General features: G+C 43.7%; 16 protein-coding genes. 2 read left to right on the top strand and 14 right to left on the bottom strand.

Annotation, left to right across the window (positions count from 1 at the left end; translation table 11 throughout):
• Positions 1–126 precede the first annotated feature (126 nt).
• From PGQ38_RS03820 to PGQ38_RS03780, 9 genes are all read right to left on the bottom strand, one after another.
• Positions 127–1,431 (bottom strand): BMP family ABC transporter substrate-binding protein, encoded by a 1,305-nt coding sequence (locus PGQ38_RS03820; RefSeq protein WP_178733702.1) that lies wholly within the window; start codon positions 1,429–1,431, stop codon positions 127–129.
• 178 nt (positions 1,432–1,609) lie between these two features.
• Complete coding sequence (locus tag PGQ38_RS03815) at positions 1,610–2,593, bottom strand: AraC family transcriptional regulator (RefSeq protein ID WP_178733541.1); 984 nt, start codon at positions 2,591–2,593, stop codon at positions 1,610–1,612.
• A gap of 107 nt (positions 2,594–2,700) precedes the next feature.
• The gene (locus tag PGQ38_RS03810; RefSeq protein ID WP_270430834.1) at positions 2,701–4,725 is read right to left on the bottom strand and encodes a beta-galactosidase; all 2,025 of its coding nucleotides are present in this window, start codon (positions 4,723–4,725) and stop codon (positions 2,701–2,703) included.
• Between the two features lie 75 nt (positions 4,726–4,800).
• Positions 4,801–7,926, bottom strand: coding sequence for a beta-galactosidase, LacZ type (lacZ, locus tag PGQ38_RS03805; RefSeq protein ID WP_270430833.1), 3,126 nt, complete (start codon positions 7,924–7,926; stop codon positions 4,801–4,803).
• 229 nt (positions 7,927–8,155) lie between these two features.
• Positions 8,156–8,983 (bottom strand): carbohydrate ABC transporter permease, encoded by an 828-nt coding sequence (locus PGQ38_RS03800; protein WP_178733537.1) that lies wholly within the window; start codon positions 8,981–8,983, stop codon positions 8,156–8,158.
• A complete protein-coding gene (locus PGQ38_RS03795; protein WP_118577736.1) occupies positions 8,976–9,875 on the bottom strand; it encodes a carbohydrate ABC transporter permease in 900 nt (299 codons plus the stop codon). Before PGQ38_RS03795 ends, PGQ38_RS03800 begins: the two co-directional genes overlap by 8 nt.
• Before the next feature lie 233 nt (positions 9,876–10,108).
• Positions 10,109–11,395, bottom strand: coding sequence for an ABC transporter substrate-binding protein (locus PGQ38_RS03790; protein ID WP_204452930.1), 1,287 nt, complete (start codon positions 11,393–11,395; stop codon positions 10,109–10,111).
• A gap of 287 nt (positions 11,396–11,682) precedes the next feature.
• The gene (locus PGQ38_RS03785; protein WP_178733530.1) at positions 11,683–12,195 is read right to left on the bottom strand and encodes a hypothetical protein; all 513 of its coding nucleotides are present in this window, start codon (positions 12,193–12,195) and stop codon (positions 11,683–11,685) included.
• 1 nt (position 12,196) lies between these two features.
• Positions 12,197–13,129, bottom strand: coding sequence for an AraC family transcriptional regulator (locus PGQ38_RS03780; RefSeq protein ID WP_187565033.1), 933 nt, complete (start codon positions 13,127–13,129; stop codon positions 12,197–12,199).
• A gap of 117 nt (positions 13,130–13,246) precedes the next feature.
• On the opposite strand from PGQ38_RS03780, the gene PGQ38_RS03775 reads away from it, so the two are divergent.
• Complete coding sequence (locus PGQ38_RS03775; protein WP_178733526.1) at positions 13,247–13,630, top strand: DUF3783 domain-containing protein; 384 nt, start codon at positions 13,247–13,249, stop codon at positions 13,628–13,630.
• Here PGQ38_RS03775 and PGQ38_RS20435 read toward each other — a convergent pair.
• From PGQ38_RS20435 to PGQ38_RS03755, 5 genes are all read right to left on the bottom strand, one after another.
• On the bottom strand, positions 13,593–13,751 hold the full coding sequence (locus tag PGQ38_RS20435) for a DUF6783 domain-containing protein (RefSeq protein ID WP_416385855.1): 159 nt from the start codon (positions 13,749–13,751) through the stop codon (positions 13,593–13,595). The two genes, PGQ38_RS03775 and PGQ38_RS20435, sit on opposite strands and share 38 nt — an antisense overlap.
• Positions 13,752–13,843: 92 nt before the next feature.
• The gene (locus tag PGQ38_RS03770) at positions 13,844–14,866 is read right to left on the bottom strand and encodes a substrate-binding domain-containing protein (protein WP_195991575.1); all 1,023 of its coding nucleotides are present in this window, start codon (positions 14,864–14,866) and stop codon (positions 13,844–13,846) included.
• 159 nt (positions 14,867–15,025) lie between these two features.
• Positions 15,026–16,030: an ABC transporter permease gene (locus PGQ38_RS03765; RefSeq protein ID WP_195991574.1), complete on the bottom strand. Its 1,005-nt coding sequence runs from the start codon at positions 16,028–16,030 to the stop codon at positions 15,026–15,028.
• Between the two features lie 2 nt (positions 16,031–16,032).
• Positions 16,033–17,028, bottom strand: a complete 996-nt coding sequence (locus PGQ38_RS03760; protein ID WP_195991573.1) for an ABC transporter permease — start codon at positions 17,026–17,028, stop codon at positions 16,033–16,035.
• Positions 17,028–18,539, bottom strand: coding sequence for a sugar ABC transporter ATP-binding protein (locus PGQ38_RS03755; protein ID WP_118577743.1), 1,512 nt, complete (start codon positions 18,537–18,539; stop codon positions 17,028–17,030). Before PGQ38_RS03755 ends, PGQ38_RS03760 begins: the two co-directional genes overlap by 1 nt.
• Before the next feature lie 319 nt (positions 18,540–18,858).
• On the opposite strand from PGQ38_RS03755, the gene PGQ38_RS03750 reads away from it, so the two are divergent.
• Positions 18,859–20,406 carry a response regulator transcription factor gene (locus tag PGQ38_RS03750; protein ID WP_270430830.1) on the top strand — a complete coding sequence of 516 codons (1,548 nt, stop codon included), beginning with the start codon at positions 18,859–18,861 and terminating at the stop codon, positions 20,404–20,406.
• The last annotated feature ends 1 nt before the right edge of the window (position 20,407 follow it).

The following is a 20,407-nucleotide window of genomic DNA, read 5'->3' as shown; positions in this document are numbered from 1 at the left end:
AAAAGGGAAGCCTTTTTACAGCTCCCCTTTTGGATTTCATGTAATTCGATAACTGTTCAGGTTTCTTCCCAGCTACCTGCTCCGCGATGCACAGAAATCATGCTTCGCAGGATTTCGCATTACTGCTTATTCAACAGCGTCTGCGTCCTCTGTGATTCCATCAATACGAAGTGTAAAGTATGGAGCGCTTCTGAATGTGGACTCTGCAAAGTGTCCATCCTCGATAGCCTCAACAGTCTCGCCCTGATATACAACAGTTGCAGGATCAGTTGTGTAATCCATGAAGGAAAGGTCAACCGGTGCAGAAGTAACTTCCTCGCCGCCTACAGTAAATGTAGAGGTATCAAACACCTGAAGAGAACCGTCTTTCAGTTTGCCCTCGATGTCAGCAACGTAATCTGCAGTTCCTTCTGCACAGGACTCACCAAGTTCTGTGATTCCTACTGCATCGTCATTATATCCTGCGGACCAGTCCTGCTCAAGGTCACCACCGCCCATTACGGTTGCAATTGCATGTTTGTAGTATACTGCCCAGTTATTGGTAGCAGAGGTAAGTGCTGCTGTAGGAGCAGTCTCAAGCATATCAATATTGTAGCCTACAGAGTAGCAGATCTTGCCATCATCGTGAAGCTTCTGTGTAGCTGCAGGAGCACCTGTAGAGTCTGCATGCTGTCCGATGATCACACAGCCGTTTGCAATAAGTGCCTCAGCTGCTGCACCCTCTTTGTCAATATCGAACCAGGAGTTTGTGTACTTAACTTCCATTACAGCGTTCGGAACAACGCTCTTAATACCAAGGTAGAATGCAGTATAACCAGAAACAACCTCAGCGTAGCTGAATGCTCCAACATAGCCAACCTTTACATTACCGTCTGCATCAAAGCTGTCTGGCTGTGTCTCTGTAGTAAGAGTACCATCCTCAAGAATCTCTTTCAGCTTCAGACCAGCTACAACACCGGATACATAGCGGGATTCATAGATGTTGGTGAATGCATTCTTGAAATTCTCGCATCCGCTGATTGCTGCAAAATCACCTGTCATGGAAACGAATGTTACATCCGGGTATTCCTGAGCAGCCTGTACCAGATAAGTCTGATGTCCATAGCTGTTACCGATTACCAGGGAGCATCCCTGTCCAACAAGGTCGATTGCTGCATCGTAGCAGCTGGAGTCTTCCGGAACTTTGTATTTCCAGATGATCTGGCTGTCGTCAAGGCCCAGCTCTTTAGCTGCTTCCTTAACACCGGCGATATGAGCTGCAGAATATCCTTCTGTCTCATCACCTACAAGAATAACTCCCATCTTGAAGTTCGGATCAGCTTCAACGCTGTCCTCGTCAGCGGCATAAACAACAGAAGCGAAGGCGGTCATTGTAAGCACCATCACTGCTGCAAGAAGAAGGCTGACTACTTTTCTACACATTTTTTTCATTTTACTTCCTCCTTGATATTTTTATTTGCCTGAGACTTTCCCCCTCTATGTAAGAAAAATCTTAAACGTTACAGTTATTTTATTTTTTTTCTAATTAAATGTCAACCATTTATATATAATTCAAAAAATATTTTTGAACAAATGATAATTTTTTTGTAAAAATATTTTTACGCGTTCTTCATAATCTTACTTTATCATTTTTCTTATTAGCCACGCGGAAAGCTCTTGGCGTTACCCCATATCTTTCCTTGAATACACGGTGAAAATAACTGTTGTTCTCATATCCCACTGCTGCAATGATATCGCTGATGGGAAGGTCTGTATCACACATCAGTTCCACAGCTTTACTAAGACGTTTCCGCTGAAGCAGCTCCTTAAAATTAAAGCATGTTGTTTTTTTTATCATTTTGCTTAATACATGCATGGGAAGGTGAAGCATGTCGCATAGCTCAGTCAAGGTGGCCGTACGGTATTTCTGCTCAATATAATCCAGAGTCGTCATGGATATCATGTTCTCGTACTGATTTGGAAGGCGCATTTCCACATACTGTACAGAGTCCATAAGATAAAGAAAAATAAGTCCCATGGTAGTCTGATTGATTTTATTCTGGTTACCCCTTCCTGTTACAAGGGAATAAATAATATTTTCCAGAAGATTCTGGATCTGCAGCACCTCAGATACCTTAAAATGAAGATATTCTCCCTGCTGGTTATCCCGGCGCAGTACATTCACCAGAAAATCTGCCAGAACATTATTATTTCCTGCCATTGAATATGCCACATCAAAAAACTCCGGCAATACCATAAAATTTATGGCAATGTCACTCCTGCCAGCTGCAAGAATCTCATGATGGGTAAACTGATTCAGAAAAAGCAGTTCCCCTTTTCGCACAATAACCTGTTTGCCATCTATAATATTCGTAAGAGTTCCCTCGCATACGTAGAGTACTTCCACATAATTATGGCGGTGAAGGGGAAAATGAACAAACCTGGTATGGGTGCGGATTGCGATCAGCTTTCCTTCCTCCAGCATCTTATTGCTGTCAATGGTAAAATCGCTTCCAGACGTGTAAAGATCCCTGTCCACTTCTGCTTCTCCGTTCAGGATCCTTCTCTCTTCTTCTGTAATTTCACGAAGCTGCTCCAAGAGTTCTCTCTGCACTGCACATACCTCCTGCTGCATGATTTCTGTTTTTCTAATTATATACACAAAAAGAAGTTAGTGTCAAAACCTCTTTTCACACTAACTTCTTCCGCTATTTTTAATCTCTATTTTTTCTTTTTCAGGACCCTTGTTGCCAGCGGCTGCATAATCTCATCCGCCGCGCCGTAGATCACTTCATATTCTGCTGGAACCGGAACTGCCTTGGTTTCTCTTGCATAGTTCTGGATAAACAGATATTCATTTTCCTGATTTTCACGTAAGGTGACAGAAACCTCTGCCGGTACGAATCCCAGCGGTGCCTGAATGCCAGCTTCCTTTGCTGCCTTTCCGTAGAAATCACTGTAGAAAGCCTGTTCCATATCTGCGCCAACGTAATATACGTGACCTTTTCCATATGCTTTATGTGTCACTACAGGAGCTCCCGCATAGAAGTCATCGCCATAGCGCATAAGCACTTCTGCATCAGAAACCTTTACCAGCTCACAAAGGTTCTTGCAAGTGTAGGTGCCGCTGATTCCCAGATGATTGCCCGGTTCTGAAATTCCATGGTTCTCTTCCCAGTCATAAAGAGCATCGATCTCCGTAGTACGAAGACCGGCTGCCTCCATAAGCCCGTATGGTGTTCCTCCAAGGAAGCACTTGTCTGTACCATCCACAAGGCCGGTCCAGTAAGTGATCACCAGGGTTCCGCCATTTTCTGCATATGCTCTTAATTTTTCTTCGTAACCATCTTTGAACATATAAGCCATTGGCGCTGCCACGATCTTATAGCTGGAAAGCTCATGCTCCATAGAGATCACATCCACATTCAGTCCCTGTTCCCGCAGGGCGCGGTACTGCTTCTGTACCGCTTCTGTGTAGAACATGTTCTCATTCCGCGGTCCCTGTGCATCCTGGATTGCCCAGTTATTTTCTCTGTCATAAAGGACTGCTGCCGGAGACTTCATCTGGCTGCCGCAGACTTCCTTCAGTGCCTCCAGAGCCTCTCCAACCTCTGTCACTTCTTTAAACACGCGGGTATCCTCTCCGCCATAGTGGTCGATCACTGCGCCGTGGAATTTTTCAGAAGCCCCCTGGCTCTGATGCAGCTGGAAGTATAAAACGCTGTCGGAGCCGTGAGCTACTGCCTGAAGAGAGGCAGCCAGCATCATTCCCGGCTTTTTCAGCTTATTGATGGGCTTCCAGTTTGTGGCAGATGGGCAGGACTCCATGAGAAGAAATGGCTGATTCTTAATGCTCCTCATCAGATCATGCTGCATACCTGCATCAATGGCAGTGAAAAATTCCTCTTTCTTATGCCAGCTTGGATAGTTGTCCCAGGATACCACATCCAGAACATCGCGGAACTTCTTGTAATCAAGACCGTTGTAATCATACATCAGATTGGCTGTTACCGGCAGTTCAGAACCACCTTCACGGATTGCAGCAACCTCTCCTTTGATGAAATCAATGGTGCGGTCTGTAACGAACCGGTTCCAGTCAAGCTTCAATGCATGAAGCTCGTTCTCCCCCTTTGGGGAAGGGGCTTCAATCTGATCGAAGCTATTGTAAATATGGCTCCAGAATGTGGTGCACCAGCTGGAATTCAGCTTCTCAATGGTTCCATATTTTTCTTTCAGCCATTCCCGGAATTTCTGCTGACAAAGAGGGCAATAGCATTCTCCGCCAAACTCATTGGAAATGTGCCACAGAATCACACCAGGATGACTGCCCAGTCTCTGGGAAAGCAGCTTGTCCATATCGTGAACCTTCTGACGATATACCGGAGATGTATAGCAATGATTATGTCTGCCTCCGAAAAATCTTCTGGTGCGGTCCGGATCCATGCGAAGGATCTCCGGATACTTATCGGCCATCCACTTTGGCCTTGCGCCTGACGGTGTTGCCAGGATCGTGGAAATTCCCTCTTTATATAAATTGTCAATAATCTCTTCCAGCCAGCCCAGATTGTACTTTCCTTCTTCCGGTTCCAGTACTGCCCAGGAAAAGATTCCTACAGATACTGTATTAATGTGTGCTTTTTTGAAATATTCAATGTCTTTTTTCAGAATGTCCGGGCGGTCAAGCCACTGCTCCGGATTGTAATCACCACCATGCAGCATACGGCCATATTCTATTTTTTTTGCCATCTCAATCTCCTTTTTGTTGCCATGATAAGAGTATTTTTGTTACTGACCACGGAGTGAGCAGTAACGTATTTTTTCTCAGATTCCCTTAAATACAAATGAAAACTCCATAGGCTTACTTGTATCCAGCAGATATTCTTCCTGGGTTCTTGCTCCCCAGCTGTCGTCTCCGGCAATTCCCATCTGGCCTTTTGCCACGCGCACTACTGTGTAATGAATCTGGGGCAGCTCATATGGATGCATTGCATTTTCCATCTCATGAGGTGTGTATGGCAGGGCAGAGAACATCATTGGACCGTTTTCTTTATCCATCTCAAAAAGCATTCCTCTGCCTTTCCGGTCTGTGATTTTCGCCCATCTGACCTCTTCCTTGGCACCGCATTCCTGTGGAACCATATATCTTGCCACATTATCTTTTACCATATTGTCGTAGATTCCAAGCTTTGCACCTTTCTTACGGTCTGCATAGGTCTCAGCTTCTCCAAGTCCATACCAGGATACATGGTCATAATCTGCATTAAACTTGAAAATCACACCAAATTCCGGCATATCGCCAAGCTCCTTCACCGGATCATAGGAAAGTGTGGTACGAATTCTTCCATCTCCGAAAACTTCATAAGCAAGTGTACACTCAGCTGCCGGAATAGTTGGAAGAAAATAGGTATAGGATACCTTTACGGAATGCTCTTTTTCCTCTACCTTTGGTACATTTCCAGGTCCATATGCCGCTCCGCGGTAATCCTTATGGTTCACATACATGCTGGCAAGCTTCCACTGTCCATATCGCATTGCCATCAGATTTCCACAGTCATTGTCTGTTGGTGCACGCCAGAAATTAGGCTTCGGAATTGCCTCGATCATTTCTTTTCCTGCATATTTATAGGAAACAAGACCACCGTTCAATACGGAGAAAAGCACCTCAAATTCCGCTCCGCGCACGCCAATATTATGGGTACTATGAATTACCTCCAGATGCTCTGTGCAAGGTTTCACAGCTGTTTCCACCTGGTAAACATACTGTCCAAAGGCAACCTCATGACCTACTTTCGCCCATGGCATATCCTCTTTCAAATGGAAAGAAACCGTTACCGTGTACTCACCTGCTTTCTCCTCCTTCTTAAATGGAAGAGCATATTCCATCTGGCTCAAAGGAGCCACTGCTGTATCCAGTACTTCTGTACGAATTACGTTTCCATCCTTCTGAAGGGTTACTCTGCATTCAAATGTGTCCGTATTTACAAACAGATTTTTGTTGATCACATTCACGGAATCAGCACTTACCTGTGCGGTAATATTCTGATAATTAAATTTCACTTCCTGCATCTTCGGAGACGCATCACGATTTCCACCATATGCAATACCATTTCCACTGAAATTATAATCAGTAGGACGCTCGCCAAAATCTCCGCCATATGCCTGGAACTCTTTTCCATAACGGTCTTTTTTGTAAATAGACTGATCGATATAATCCCAGATAAAGCCACCCTGATATTTCGGCTCTGTATCTGTCAGATCTGTATATTTATGCATGGCACCGCAGGAATTTCCCATGGCATGGGTATACTCACAGCAGATAAAGGGCTTGGAATCATCTTTTGCAAGAAACTCTTTAATTGCTTCCACAGATGGATACATCTGGCTTTCCATATCGCTGGTAGCGTTATATCTGCGGTCATGGCAGACACCTTCATAATGTACCAGACGGGTAGGATCTGCATTTCTAAAGAGCTGGGACATTTCAAAAATATCCTTACCACCGAAGGACTCATTTCCACAGGACCAGATCAGGATTGCCGGATGGTTCTTATCTCTCTGATACATGGAATTGGCGCGGTCTAACATCATAGACTGCCATTCCGGCTTATCATGGGGAACCACGTAAGTATAGTCTTTCGTAAATTCCGCTGTATCCCAGGAGCCGTGACTTTCCAGGTTGGTCTCATCGATCATGTAAATTCCAAACTCATCACAAAGCTGGTAGATCAGAGAAGCATCCGGATAATGACAGGTTCGGATGGCATTGATGTTATTCTGCTTCATAATGGTCAGATCCTTGCGGAGCTCTGCTTCGGATACACATCTTCCTGTTATGGAACTGAATTCATGACGGTTCACACCTTTAAATACAATTCGTTTTCCATTTAAAGTCATAATTCCATCTTTCATTTCAAATCGGCGGAAACCGACTTTCTGAGGGATCACTTCCTGAAGAATACCATTCTCATCGAAAACCTCCATGACCAAATCGTAGAGCTGGGGATCTTCTGCACTCCAGAGAATCGGATTCTCCACCGTCCAGCTAAAAGTATCAGCAACACCTTTCTGAACGGTTCTGCCAGCAGCTTCAGCGGCTGCATCTTTTCCGTTCCGGTCACTTCCTGTATTTGCTGCATTTTCGCCTAAGCTCTTATTTTCCTCCAATATGGTCTGTCCATTTTTTGACAGAGCAATATGCACATTTCCCTTTCCCCAGGTGCTGGTCTTGACTTCAAACCGGGCTTTGTTAAGGCTCTCATCCGGGATTGCGCGGATCTGGAGATCATACACATGCACATCCGGTACTGTATAAAGATAAACCTCCCGGTAAATTCCGGAGAAGCGATAGAAATCCTGATCCTCGCACCAGCTGCTGGCTGTCCACTTGAACACTTGAGCTGCCAGCTTATTTTCCCCTTCTTTCACATAACCGGTGAGTTCAAATTCTGACGGGGTAAAAGAATCTTCACTATATCCCACAAACTGGCCATTCAGCCAGAGAGCAATTCCACTTTCTGCACCCTGGAAAGAAATAAAAAGACGTTTTCCTTTCATCTGTTCCGGTACTATGAAATATTTCACATAGCTTGCCACAGGATTGAAATGCTCCGGAATCTCCCCTGGGTGAATATCCTCGTGTCCTTCCCATGGGTACTGCACATTGGCATACTGAGGTGCATCGTAGCCCTCCATCTGGATATGGGCCGGCACACGGATGTCATCCCAGTCTTTGCAGGAATAATCTTCTCTCTCGAAGCCTTTTATGGTATTTCCGTAATTGCGGGCATAATGGAATTTCCAGATTCCATTTAAGCTGTGGCGGTAAGAAGTCTCACCTGCGGAAGCCTCTTCCACGTTTGCATAAGTGATATGATCGGAGTGCGCCTCCATTCTTCCGTCTTTAAAATACTCGGGATTCTTAACTAATGAATAATCAAATTCCTTCATATGTAGTCCTTTCTCGATACTGTTCACTGGTAACAACAGTAACCCTCTCTCTAAACGTTGCGGGCAATATTTTCCAGATGCCCTGTACTGGTTTTACTATAGTAATATAAACTTTCTATTTCCATGGAATTTTTACAGAACAATATATAAAAATCGTCCATAGATTGCGTATCCATGTTCAGAAAAAAGGGCGCCGCAAATAAATCGCAGCACCCTTAGATTTTCAAACTTATTTCACCGCACCGGTGATACCTTCTGCAAACTGCTTCTGCAGAACGAAGAATACAACCATGGTCGGAATGGAACAGAATAATACGCCGCACATCAGCATACCGTAATCAGTTACATAGCCTGTGATCAGGTTGGCGATCAGCATTGGCATTGTGATGGCTTTGTTATCTGTCATAATTACCTTCGGCCACAGGTATGCATTCCAGGCATTCATAAAGGTAATAACAGCGGCTGCCGCGTAGGTGGATTTCATGGTTGGAATAAACATCTGGAAAAAGATTCTCACTTCGCTTAAGCCGTCAATTCGTGCTGCTTCAATAATATCTACTGGAAAAGCTCTTGCATTCTGTCGGAACATCATGATCATAAATGGCGTGGAAATGATCGGAAGGATAAATCCGATGGATGTATTCAGAAGCTTCGCTTTTGAGAACATCTTAAACAACGGAACCATAGTAGCAACCTGAGGAACCATCATGGCAAGAAGGAGAATGGAAAACAATTTGTCTTTTCCTTTGTCATGATATACTTCGAATCCGTATCCGGCGATGGAACAGATCAGAAGGCAGATCACTGTAGTCAGGATTGCATAGAAGAAGGAGTTTCCAAGTGCTCTCCAAAGTGGCTGCTGGGATGTCAGGTTCTTAAAGTTCTCCATGAAATAGCTTCCCGGAATAATACGTCCGCGTGATACATCCGTGGAAGTATTCGTAGCTGCTGAAATCATCCAGTACAGCGGGAAAACGGAGAAAAATGATACAATGATCAGAAAAATGTATGTAGGAATCAATCTTCTCTGGATTGCGGATTTGTTTTTCTTAGTCACGAGTATCACCTACTTTCAAGTTGATAAATGCCAGAACTGCTACCATAATAAAGATAATAAAGGACATTGCTGCTGCATATCCGAAGTTCGGCACGTTGACAAAACAGGTATTGTAAACATAATGTGACATTGTGATGGTTGAGTTTGCAGGACCACCCTTTGTCAGGTTCATGGACTCATCAAACAGCTGTAAGGTACCGTTGATGGACATGATGAAGGTCATGATAATAGTCGGCTTCAGAAGCGGTACTGTAATCTTCCAGAAGGTTTTCCATCCGTTTGCACCATCGATCTTCGCTGCCTCATAAACAGAATATTCGATATTCTGAAGTCCTGCCAGATAGAATACCATGTTGTATCCGGTCCATCTCCAGATCAAGGCGATGATAATAACAATCTTTGCGCTGGTGGAGTTTCCAAGGAAATTATATCCAGTGGAGAGAATTCCCATTTTCATCAGAACACTGTTGATCAGACCGTCTGTTGCAAACATGGAACGGAAGATCAGTGAATAGGAAACCAGAGAAGTTGCACATGGAAGAAATACACATGTACGGAAAAAACCTTTGAACTTCAGGTCTTTGTTGTTCAGAAGCTGTGCAAGCAGAATCGCAAGAATCAGCATGATCGGAACCTGAATGATCAGATACAGGAATGTGTTGCCAATGGACTGCTGGAACACTTTATCTGCAAGGATACGTTTGTAGTTACTGAAGATTGGATCTGCAAAACGCATATTTGCGCCGGCACCTGTCTGCAGGGAAATGATAAATGCCCGGATCATTGGATAAAAGCTCATGATGGCGATCATGATAGAAGCTGGTGCCAGGAATATCCATCCGGCAGCTTTCTGCTTCGCAGCCAGTGTCATACCTTTTTTCTTGGAATTCACAGGAACTCCTCCTTTCAAGCCTATATATACTGCAACTTTTCCATCTAACAGCTGTACCAGTGAGCAAAATGTTTTTATGTGACTTCCTTTTGCTCAGCCGTACAACTGTTAGATAGGCGCCTGTATGGAGTAACAGGCATTTTCTTTGAACAGAAAACGGAGGACTACTTAGCAGTCCCCCGCCTCCTAATAATTAATCCCTATTTAATTTCAATTACTTGTCCCGGAAAGGATTACTCAGTCATCTTGAATGCCAGTGTATCCTGTGCTTCCTGAAGAGCGTCTTCCTTAGCTGTTCCGTTTACGATATTAACAACAGCTGTGTTTACGCACTCTCTTGCCTCATAGTGATATGGAGTCTTTGTGAACTCCGGAATATGAGAAGAGTACTCTACGATTGTTGAGAAAATCGGCTGTCCGCCAAAGAACTCGTTTGGCTCGTTGTAAACATCAGACTCACCAGCTGGCAGATAGCAGGAGATAGCACCTGTCTCAGGAAGAATTGCATCATAGAAGTCTGTGCTGGAGCCAAATGTGCTTGCAAGGAAGTCCTCAGCAAGCTCTACGTTCTTGCAGTTAGAGGTAATATACCAGGAAGATCCACCGTTGTTTGCATAATTTGTAGCTGTGTCAACACCGTCAATCTTAGGCATTGTGGTGATTCCCCATAAGCCTTTCTGATCCTCAGTGGACATCAGAGTAGCTGTGATCCAGTTACCATTTACAATACCAGCAGCCTCACCGCTTGTGATGGTTGCAATGTACTCATCCCAGTTGTTTACAAGCTTCACAACGTCGTTCTGAACCAGTTCTGTGTAAAGATCGATACATTTCTCAGCGGTCTCATTGCCAACAATGTAAGCTTCGCCGTCTTCGTTAACGAAGTTCGCACCACAGGACTGGATCATCATCATAAGGGTATCTCCGCCTGTTGCTTCGCTTGTAAGAAGGTATTTGCCGGTCTTCTCGTGAATATCTTTACCGATTTCTTCGAATTTGGACCATGTGATGTCTGTAAGGTCATCCAGTGTATATCCTGCTTCTTCAAGGATATCGGTACGGTAGCAGGCGATAACAGCACCGTTATCAAACGGAACACCGTAATGTGTATCATCTACCATGGAATAGGACTGTTTCAGAGCTCCGAAATCATCCCAGTTAATATTCATATCTTTCAGATCTGTGAAAGCATCCGGATAAGCTTTCAGGAATTTCTGATAGCTGTTATCCTGCATGAGAACGATATCCGGAAGTGTGCTGTAATCACCAGCGTTAGCTGCTGTAGTAAGCTTGGTCTGGCAGTCATCAGAAGATGTCTCGATGATATCTACTGAAAAGCCTTCATGATCTGCTGCATACTGGTCAGCTGCGATCTGCATGGACTTGATATTGAAGTTCTGGTCCCATGCCCATACGGTTAATGTGTTGTCGTTGTCCTCTGCAGATACAACTGTTGCTCCTGCTGCCATGGAAGCTACCATTGCACCTGTAAGTAATACGGTAAGTACTTTTTTCTTCATAGAAATATCCTCCCTTAAAATTGTTTCTCTGTATTTCTTATGAATGTATTATACCATCCGCATATGGGGTGATGTATGCAATACCGCCCATATAATGTGCATTTTCAACCATTATGCTCGTTTTTTTCTTTTTCATGTTTCGTTCATTTTTTCACAATTTTTCGTCATGTTCACGAAGCGTGTGGTTTTTTTTCACTAATGTACACATGTTTCATTTGATTTTCTGTACTTTTTCACAAACTTTATATGTATATTTTGTGAACTATTCACATTCTTTTATTTTATTTCTATGCAAAAAAGACTTTCTGAGGATACCTGGTTTTCAGGGTATGGAGCATTTCTTCTGTAAGATCCAGAAGTAATTTGATCTTACGTCCGTCTTCCTTAATGATCATTGTGTAATAGGGAGTATCTTCTTCATAGGAAGTATAATCGTACTTCTTTAAGTGCTCTGTTCCACCGTTCTTTTTGTACTTGGCCACTGAATCATGCCAGTGAGGGGCTACCACCTCCAGCTGCCGGAGATCCAGCTCATGGGCTGTCTTACGGTATTTGTTTCCATAAATCACATCTATGGTAAGCTGTTCATTTTCCATTATGTATTCATAATCCCGCTGACAAAAGATCCCGTAAATAAAATAAAGACCTGCCAGGCAAAAACCAGCCAGCATAAAGGCCTGGGATATGGTAATTCCCATAACCACAAACACTACGGCAAAAAATACCATGGTCTTTTTTAATGCTCCGGAAAGCTTTTTTTTCTTTCTGGTCACCTGTTCTACTATTTTATAATCGTACATTCTACCATCCCTCCTCTGAATGAATATCAAATTTCAAGAGCTGCTGTTCGTAATTTTCCGGGCGTTTCCGCCACTCTGCCGGCGACATTCCCATCAGCTGGCGAAAGTTCCGGTTAAATGTGGAATTGGTTGTAAAACCGCATTTGTAGGCAATATCTGCGATAGACTCATCTGTCTTTTTCAGGATCTCGCAGGCAGTCTGAATCCTTACTTTGTTAATATATTCCAGAGGGCTCATGTGCATATAGGAGGTAAACACCCTGCGAAAATGAGTCTCACTGATATGACAGGCTTTTGCCAGATCACCAATTCGGATATCCTCCATATAACATTGTGAAATATAGTCGATGGCCCTGGAGATCATATTTGTGATTTTTCCTTTTTCCTCAATATTTTCTTCAGCAGAGGAACGGTTCATTCTTGCCACTTCCGCAAGCAGTGCCAATAATACCCCATTTGCTTCTTCCAGGTAAAACTCATCACTGGCACGCATGATTTCCAGTATCTTGATTATTTTGTTGGAAAGGCTTTTATATTCTGATTCTTTCAGGCAAAGTGCTTTTGAATAAATACGCTGGATCATTTTTTCTGCCCTGAGGGGCGTTCCTGCTGCCACCTGGAGAAAACCTTTCACATCGATAAACAGATATTCCCATTTGCTGATATTTCCCACATCGCTGGTGGTCGTATGGGGAAAGTTTGGTGGAATAATGGTAAATTCCCGCCCTGCAAAGCGTACAGGCTCTTCTCCTAACACCAGCTCTCCTTCGCCACTGTAGCAGAAACCGATCTCCAGATAGTTATGAAAGTGAAGGTAATCCACATCCCTTCCATAATTCTGCACCCACTTTTCACCAAGAAGTGCCAGAATGGGGATTCCATCCTGCATCTGGTAATAGCGGAATTCCATTTTCATTTTTCGTTTTTTCGCCATGTAGTCTCCTATAACAAAATTAAAAATATAGTTTTTTTTATCATACCACACTTTCCTTGTAAAAAGGGAATTTTTCTGTTATTCTCTTTTTAGATAAACGCAAAAAGGAGGATACTTATGTCCCAAACCCAGATTTTATTATATAATTTTAAAGATGAGGATCGTCTTCGCCAGATCCGTAGATATTTGAACCGACACAGAATCTCTGTCCGCATGGTACAGCAGCCAGAGTACCTGGAAAGTCTCGGATTTCTCTTCGAGATTCCTGGGTTTTCTAAGAATCCGGTATTTAACCTTGGAAAAAATTTTCAGGAAGAAATGATGGTGCTGAAGGATTTTTCCAGTGAGCAGCTGGATGAATTTCTGGCTTTCTTTAAGGAAAATGGCCTGCTGCCAGTGAACTTAAAAGCTATGCTTACACCGGTTACGGTTCACTGGGATTCTTTGAAGCTGCATGATGAGCTTATGAAAGAACATACAGAGATGTATTCACACAAATAAGCCAAATCAAGATCTGCTTCCTTGTCTGGATGAAGGCGCCGCAGCGGGCTACGGCAACCGAATTTGGGCAAAATGTACCGCAAAATGTGCGTGCAGATTGCGGGAATAATTTTTCAGACACACTTTAGAGCGTATCTGAAAATCCAGGACGCGAAAAGGCCCTGCACTCGGCAGGGCCTTTTCTTTATTAACATCTAATCTTAAACGGTCTGATTAGTACAGTTTAGCCATCTCTTCAATGTTGTCTGGGTTGAACTCAAGTGGAGCACCAAGAACTACTTCTGTACCACCGTCATCAGCTGTTGTGATTGTGTAGTCACCAAGGTCACCAGCTGTGAAGGTTTCATCAGCAGCACCTGTGATCTCGTCGTTGATCAGAGCGATTGTTGTCAGAGCGGAAAGTTTTCCAAGGCCCTGCATATCCCACAGATAGAAGTATGGGCAGGAATGCTCATCATCAGCACCTGTGTACTCAAGCATCTCAGATGGAAGTCCAAGACCTGTCAGTTTGCAAGCAGATCCATTGTCCTGAAGGTATTTAGCAGCTGCAGCGATACCAACTGTTGTAGGTGCGCAGATAACTTTCAGATCCGGATATTTCTCAAGAAGAGCTGCTGTCTGGTCTGTGGATTTCTGTGGCTCGTCATCGCCGTATGCAACTTCTACAAGCTCAAGTTTGGAATATTTGTCATCCTCTTCCATAATCTTCTTCATAGCGTCGATCCATGCGTTCTGGTTTGCAGCCTGGGAAGTAGCGGAAAGAATCGCAAACTGTCCCTCTCCACCGGAGATATCAAGGCAAGCATCAAGAAGAGCCTGTCCTACAGCAACTGTACCAGCCTGGTTGATGAAAATCTGACGGCTGTCCGGGTTTGTAGCAGAGTCGAAGCAGGAGATCTTGATTCCTTCATCCATAGCTTCCTGTAATTTTGCCTGAAGTGCGTTAACATCGTTTGCAGAGATGCAAATTGCATCGTAGTCCTGAGAGATCAGGTTGTCAAGAACTTTGATCTGAGCATCTGCTGTAGCTGCCTCTGGGTAAACAGTATCAACGGTAGCGCCCTCTGCTTCAGCTGTCTCTACGAAGGATTTTGCAGCGATTTCGAAGAATGCGTTACCAGCTGATTTACCAACCAGTGCGATTTTCTTTCCGTCAGCTGAACCAGCCATAGCCGGAACTGCGGATCCAAGGATCATTGCTCCACAAAGAAGTGCGCTTACGATTTTTTTGTTCATGTTTTTTTCCTCCCATGGAATAATATAGTTTTTGGTAACGGTTCAGCATTCCACCATCAGTGAAACAGCCGACAGTTACAGTTTTTATTTGCAACTGCTCCGCCTTCTGCGAAGCAGTTTACAAGCTTATAAAAAATATGAGTTAGTTGTTAAGGAATTTTATTTTGCTGTTTTTGCTTTTTTCTGAATTTCTTTAATGATATTTGGAAGTGCAACTGCACCGATCAGAAGAACACCAATGATCAGCAGGATAACCTGCGGATGGATATTTCTCTGTCCAAGACCAACACGAAGGCAGACGATGATAAATGCGGAAATCAGACCGCCGGCGATATTACCTTTACCACCTGTGGAGGAGATTCCTCCGAATACTGCCATTGCGATGGCATCCATTTCAAATCCGTTACCGGTTGTGGTATTTGCACCGAATGAGGAAGACATCAGGAACAGTGCACACAGTCCGGAGATGGTTCCCATCAGAGTGTAGATCACGAAACGGATCTTCTGTACATGGATTCCGGAGTAGTAAGCTGCAAGACGGTTGGTACCGATTGCATATACTCTGCGTCCGAAGGTACATTTTCCAAGGATAACTGCTGCAATGATTCCAAGGATCAGAACCAGGAAAAGAATGTAAGGAACACGTCCTACTTTTCCGCCAAGTGCAGCAAAGCCTTCTGTGTTTGTTACGGAAATACTTCCGCCGCTTCCAAGAACGATTTCTGCAATACCTCTGAAAATGATCTGGGTTGCAAGTGTTACGATCATTGGAGGCAGTTCTTCAAATCTGGTAAGGACAAATGCGTTTACAGCACCGCAAAGGGATCCAACCAGAAGTGTGGCAAGGATTACCACGATGAATGGAGCTCCTGTGTTTGCCACAATACAAGCCATTGTTGCGGAGAGACACACGATAGATCCAACGGAAATATCAATCTCACCAAGTACCAGAATGTATGCCATCGGCAGCATCAAGAAGATTTCTGCCAGATAAACAGGCATCTGACGGAGCAGACTCTTCAGATTATAGAACTCGGAAAAGTTTGCACAGAAAATATTTACTGCAATAAACAGGAGTACCAGAATGCCTTCCCAGCTGAAGATTATCTGTTTCACAGGGCTTTTCGGCACGTTGTTAATACTTCTTCCAGATTTTCCAGCCATGATTACATCTCCCTTCCCTTTAATGCATTTTTGTCAGCTGTACGCTGTAAAACAATGTTTACAACAACTACTACAAGAATGATAACACCCTTGATGGTATTCAGCCACAGCTGATCGAAGAATGGGATCAGCGGAAGTGCTTTTGCGATGGTTGCAAGGATCAGGGATCCAAGAAGAGCACCAAGTACTGTACCACGTCCACCACTCATGCTTACACCACCGATAACGCAGGCTGCGATAACGTCCATCTCACCGCCCTGCTGCATATCAGGCATTGCAGAAGCGTAAATGGAAACCTGAAGGGCTCCGCCAAGACCGGCAAGAAGACCCATGATAGTGTAAACAAGAAGCTTAATATTCTTTACATTAATACCGGAAACCTCAGCTGCACTTGGGTTACTTCCTACTGCGTAGATTCTTCTTCCCAGTGTAGTCCATTTCATGAATACGAAGAAGATTACATAGCAAAGGATGATCACCCAGATAACAAGGCTCATTCCCAGGAATTTTGTTGTTGCAAAATCTTTAAATTTACCAAGAGCTGCTGCACTTGCCCACTCACCGTTGTGGGAAACCAGGTATCCCATTGCACGGTAGATGTACATGAAGCCCATTGTTGCAATGATCGGAGGAACATCCGCTCTGGAGATCACAAGGCCTACCAGGAAACCACATGCGATTCCGATTGCCAGTGCGATCACAAATGCCAGGAAAGTACTGGAAATGTGCTCATATTTTAAAAGCATACCAATTGACATACCAGTCAGTGCCAGAGTAGACATGATGGAAATATCAATTCCGCCTACCAGCATAACACACAGCATACCAAGTGACATTACCATTGTTACAGCATTGTTTTTCAACATATCCGTCAGAGACTTGAATGTAAGGAATGACGGGCTGATGATTGTGATTACTACGAAAAGCAGAACCAGGATCACTGCAAGCAGTGCTTCACGGGAACCTGTCAGCTTTTTCATGAAAGATTTCTTTTCCATTATTTAGCTGCCCCCTTTCCTGTTGTACCCTTCTCCATAGCCAGCTCAAGGATCATCTCCTGGGTTGCCTCTCCTCTTCCAAGCTCTCCTGTCTTACGTCCGTTGCACATTACAACGATTCGGTCAGACATTCCAAGGATTTCAGGCATTTCAGAGGAAATCAGGATAATTGCGTAACCCTTCTTTGCAAGATCACCCATGATCGCATAAATCTCAGCCTTGGCACCAACGTCAACACCTTTCGTCGGCTCATCCATGATAACAACCTTCATCTCCTGGCTAAGAGCCTTGGCAACTACAACCTTCTGCTGGTTACCACCGGACAGAGAGCTTGCAGGCTGGAAAATATCAACAGCCTTTGTATCAACCTCTTCCAGAAGTCTCTTGGAAAGATCTCTTTCTGTCTTCTCGTCATTGAAGCCGTTCTTCGCATATTTGCTGATAGTCGGAAGTGTTACGTTTCTTCCAAGTCCCCAGCTCATGATCAGACCTTCCTTCTGACGATCCTCCGGAAGAAGGATAATTCCTTCTTTCATTGCGTCAGATGGCTGTTTGATATGTACTTCTTTTCCCTCCAGATAAACCTTACCTTCATCTGGATTTGTGATTCCACAGACGCTCTCTACAACTTCTGTACGTCCTGCACCAACCAGACCTGTAAGACCTACGATCTCGCCAGCGCGTACATTGAAGGAAACATCTTTGAAATATCCGGTACGGGATAAGTGCTCGATACGAAGCATCTCATCACCAATCTTAACCTCCGGTTTCGGGAACAGATCCTTGATCTCACGGCCAACCATGGCTTTAATCAGGTCTGCATTGGTGATTCCGTCTACATCATAGGTACCAATATACTGAGAGTCACGGAAAACAGTAACTCTGCTTGCCAGGCGGTACATATCCTCAAAACGATGGGAAATGAAGATAATGGAAACGCCTTTTTCTTTCAACTGATCTACGATTCTGTAAAGCTCCTCGGATTCTCTCTTTGTAAGAGAAGCGGTAGGCTCATCCAGGATAACAATCTTTGCATTTGTGGACAATGCCTTTGCGATCTCAACCATCTGCTGCTGGGCAACACTTAAGGTTCCCATTTCTGCTGTGGAATCGAAATCTGCATTCAGCTGCTTCAGAAGCTTGTTTGCCTCCTCGTTCATGGCCTTCCACTGGATCATGTGATTCTTCTTGATCTCATGTCCCATAAAAATATTTTCAGCCACTGTTAAATGTGGATAGGATGTGGGGTGCTGGTAAACAGCTGCAATTCCTGCTTCCTGTGCATCCTTCGGACCTTTGAAATCCACTTTTTCTCCAAACAGGTACATTTCGCCTTCTTCTGCTTTATGTACACCGGTAATTACTTTAATGAAGGTAGATTTACCTGCACCGTTTTCGCCCATCAGTGCGTGAACTTCGCCAGGTTTTAACTGGAACTGTACATTGTTCAGTGCTTTAACGCCGGGGAAAATTTTCGTAATGCCTTTTAATTCAAGAACATATTCAGACACGGCTTTTTCTCCTCCCTTTCTTGATCTGTTATTATTCTACCACCTGTGCACTTTGTTTGAAAATGGGAAAATATTTTGAAACAGGGTAAAATATTTTCCACTTAATGGGTAAAATTTTCCACTGATCTTAAAATATTCCACAAAGCAAGGTGCTTTTACTCTCGTATTTTAGATATAATTGTGGTATGATGAGTGTGGTACTTTTTATCAATTTGTTTTTATAAACTTACAGCAAACTGTTCATTTTTTCACAGTTACTGTTATTTCACTAAGCATGGGACTCCTGTAGTTTCCAGAGTCCCTATAACGGAGATTCATTATGAAATTACTGATCGTAGACGACGAAGAGCTTACCCGCACCGGTGTAATTTCTTCCATCGACTGGCAATCCATCGGAATCCGGGAGGTGCTTCAGGCAGATGATGGAATAAACGGAATTGAAGTGGCCAGAGTACACAGACCGGACATTGTGCTATGCGATGTACGTATGCCCCGTCTGGATGGAATCGCAATGCTGGAGCAGCTGGAAGAAATTCTTCCTGATATTGTTCCTGTTTTTATGAGCGGATATTCGGATAAAGAATATCTAAAGGCTGCCATCAAGCTAAAAGCCGTCAATTATATAGAAAAGCCTCTGAACCCTGTGGAAATCCGGGATGCCATTGTGGAAGCCCGTGATCTTTGCCTGGAAAAAAAACGTACCCGGCAAAATGCGTCCATCCATTCCATGGAAAGCGCTTCCCGCCTGGCTCTTCTTCTCACCCAGCCTTTCGCCCATGCGAAGGAAAGTATTGACCAGCTCATAGATGAGCTGTCTCTATCCATCAGCAATACCACTCCCTTTACTGCAATCGTGCTTAAGACCGATACCGAGGAGGAGTTTCCTCTTTCAGAAGCAAACGCCATATTTCTGTCCGTCCGGGAATTTTTAAAAACCTTCCATATAGATTGTATTTTTGCAGAAAAGCGTGTACAGTATATGGTTTACTTTTTGTTTGGTTCCTCTCCTGGAGCTGCCGTTCGAAAAAGCATTGAAGAATTTTTCTGTAGTCTGTATTCCCGCTGCACCAGATTCTGCATCGCAGCCGGAGACACTGTTACAGGCATTTCCAAAGCTTATCAGTCCTATACTTCTGCAGTTATTTCCCTGCAGAGCAGCTTCTTTTTCCCCACAGGTACCTTTCTGTCTCCTTTTTATCAGGCACCTGTTTCTGAAACAACAGCAGAGCTTTCTGCCAGTCCGGAGAATGAATTTTTCACTCTTCTCACTGAAAAAAATAAGGAAAAAGCAAAAGCTTTCCTTGACAATCTGTTCCTGTATTATAACCAGAATCAGAATGTTCTGCCTAACCAGGCCAAGGATCTCTATTACAAATTATTCCGTGCTTTGGATAATGCTGCGCGTCAGCTGAAGCTAACTTTGTCCGATACCCAGGAAAATTTAATAGACACATTGGAGAAGATTTTTTCCTATAATGAGATGCACCAGAAGCTGGTGAAAAAGACAGAATTTTTTTTCCAGACAGCAGCCAGCACAGAAGAAGAAAATTCTACTATTTTTCTGATCAAAGATTACATCGGACAGAAATATATGAACGAGACCTTATCTGTGAAAGATATCAGTGATCATGTATTTTTATCAACCTCGTATGTGTGTACCTTCTTCAAAAATGAGACCGGTCAGACTTTAAATCAGTACCTCACAGAATACAGAATGGAAAAGGCCAAGCAGCTGCTGTCTGACCCCAGGTATAAAATTACAGATATTTCCTCGCGGGTGGGATACAGTGACGGGAATTATTTCGGTAAAAGTTTTAAGAAGTATACAGGTTTTTCTCCTTCTGAATATCGAGAGAAAATGAGTTAGT

Origin of the sequence: Blautia faecis, assembly GCF_027662325.1 — a bacterium.
Taxonomy (GTDB): domain Bacteria; phylum Bacillota; class Clostridia; order Lachnospirales; family Lachnospiraceae; genus Blautia_A; species Blautia_A faecis.
The sequence above is the reverse complement of the archived record's forward strand: the minus strand, read 5'-3'. Positions and strand labels throughout refer to the sequence as shown.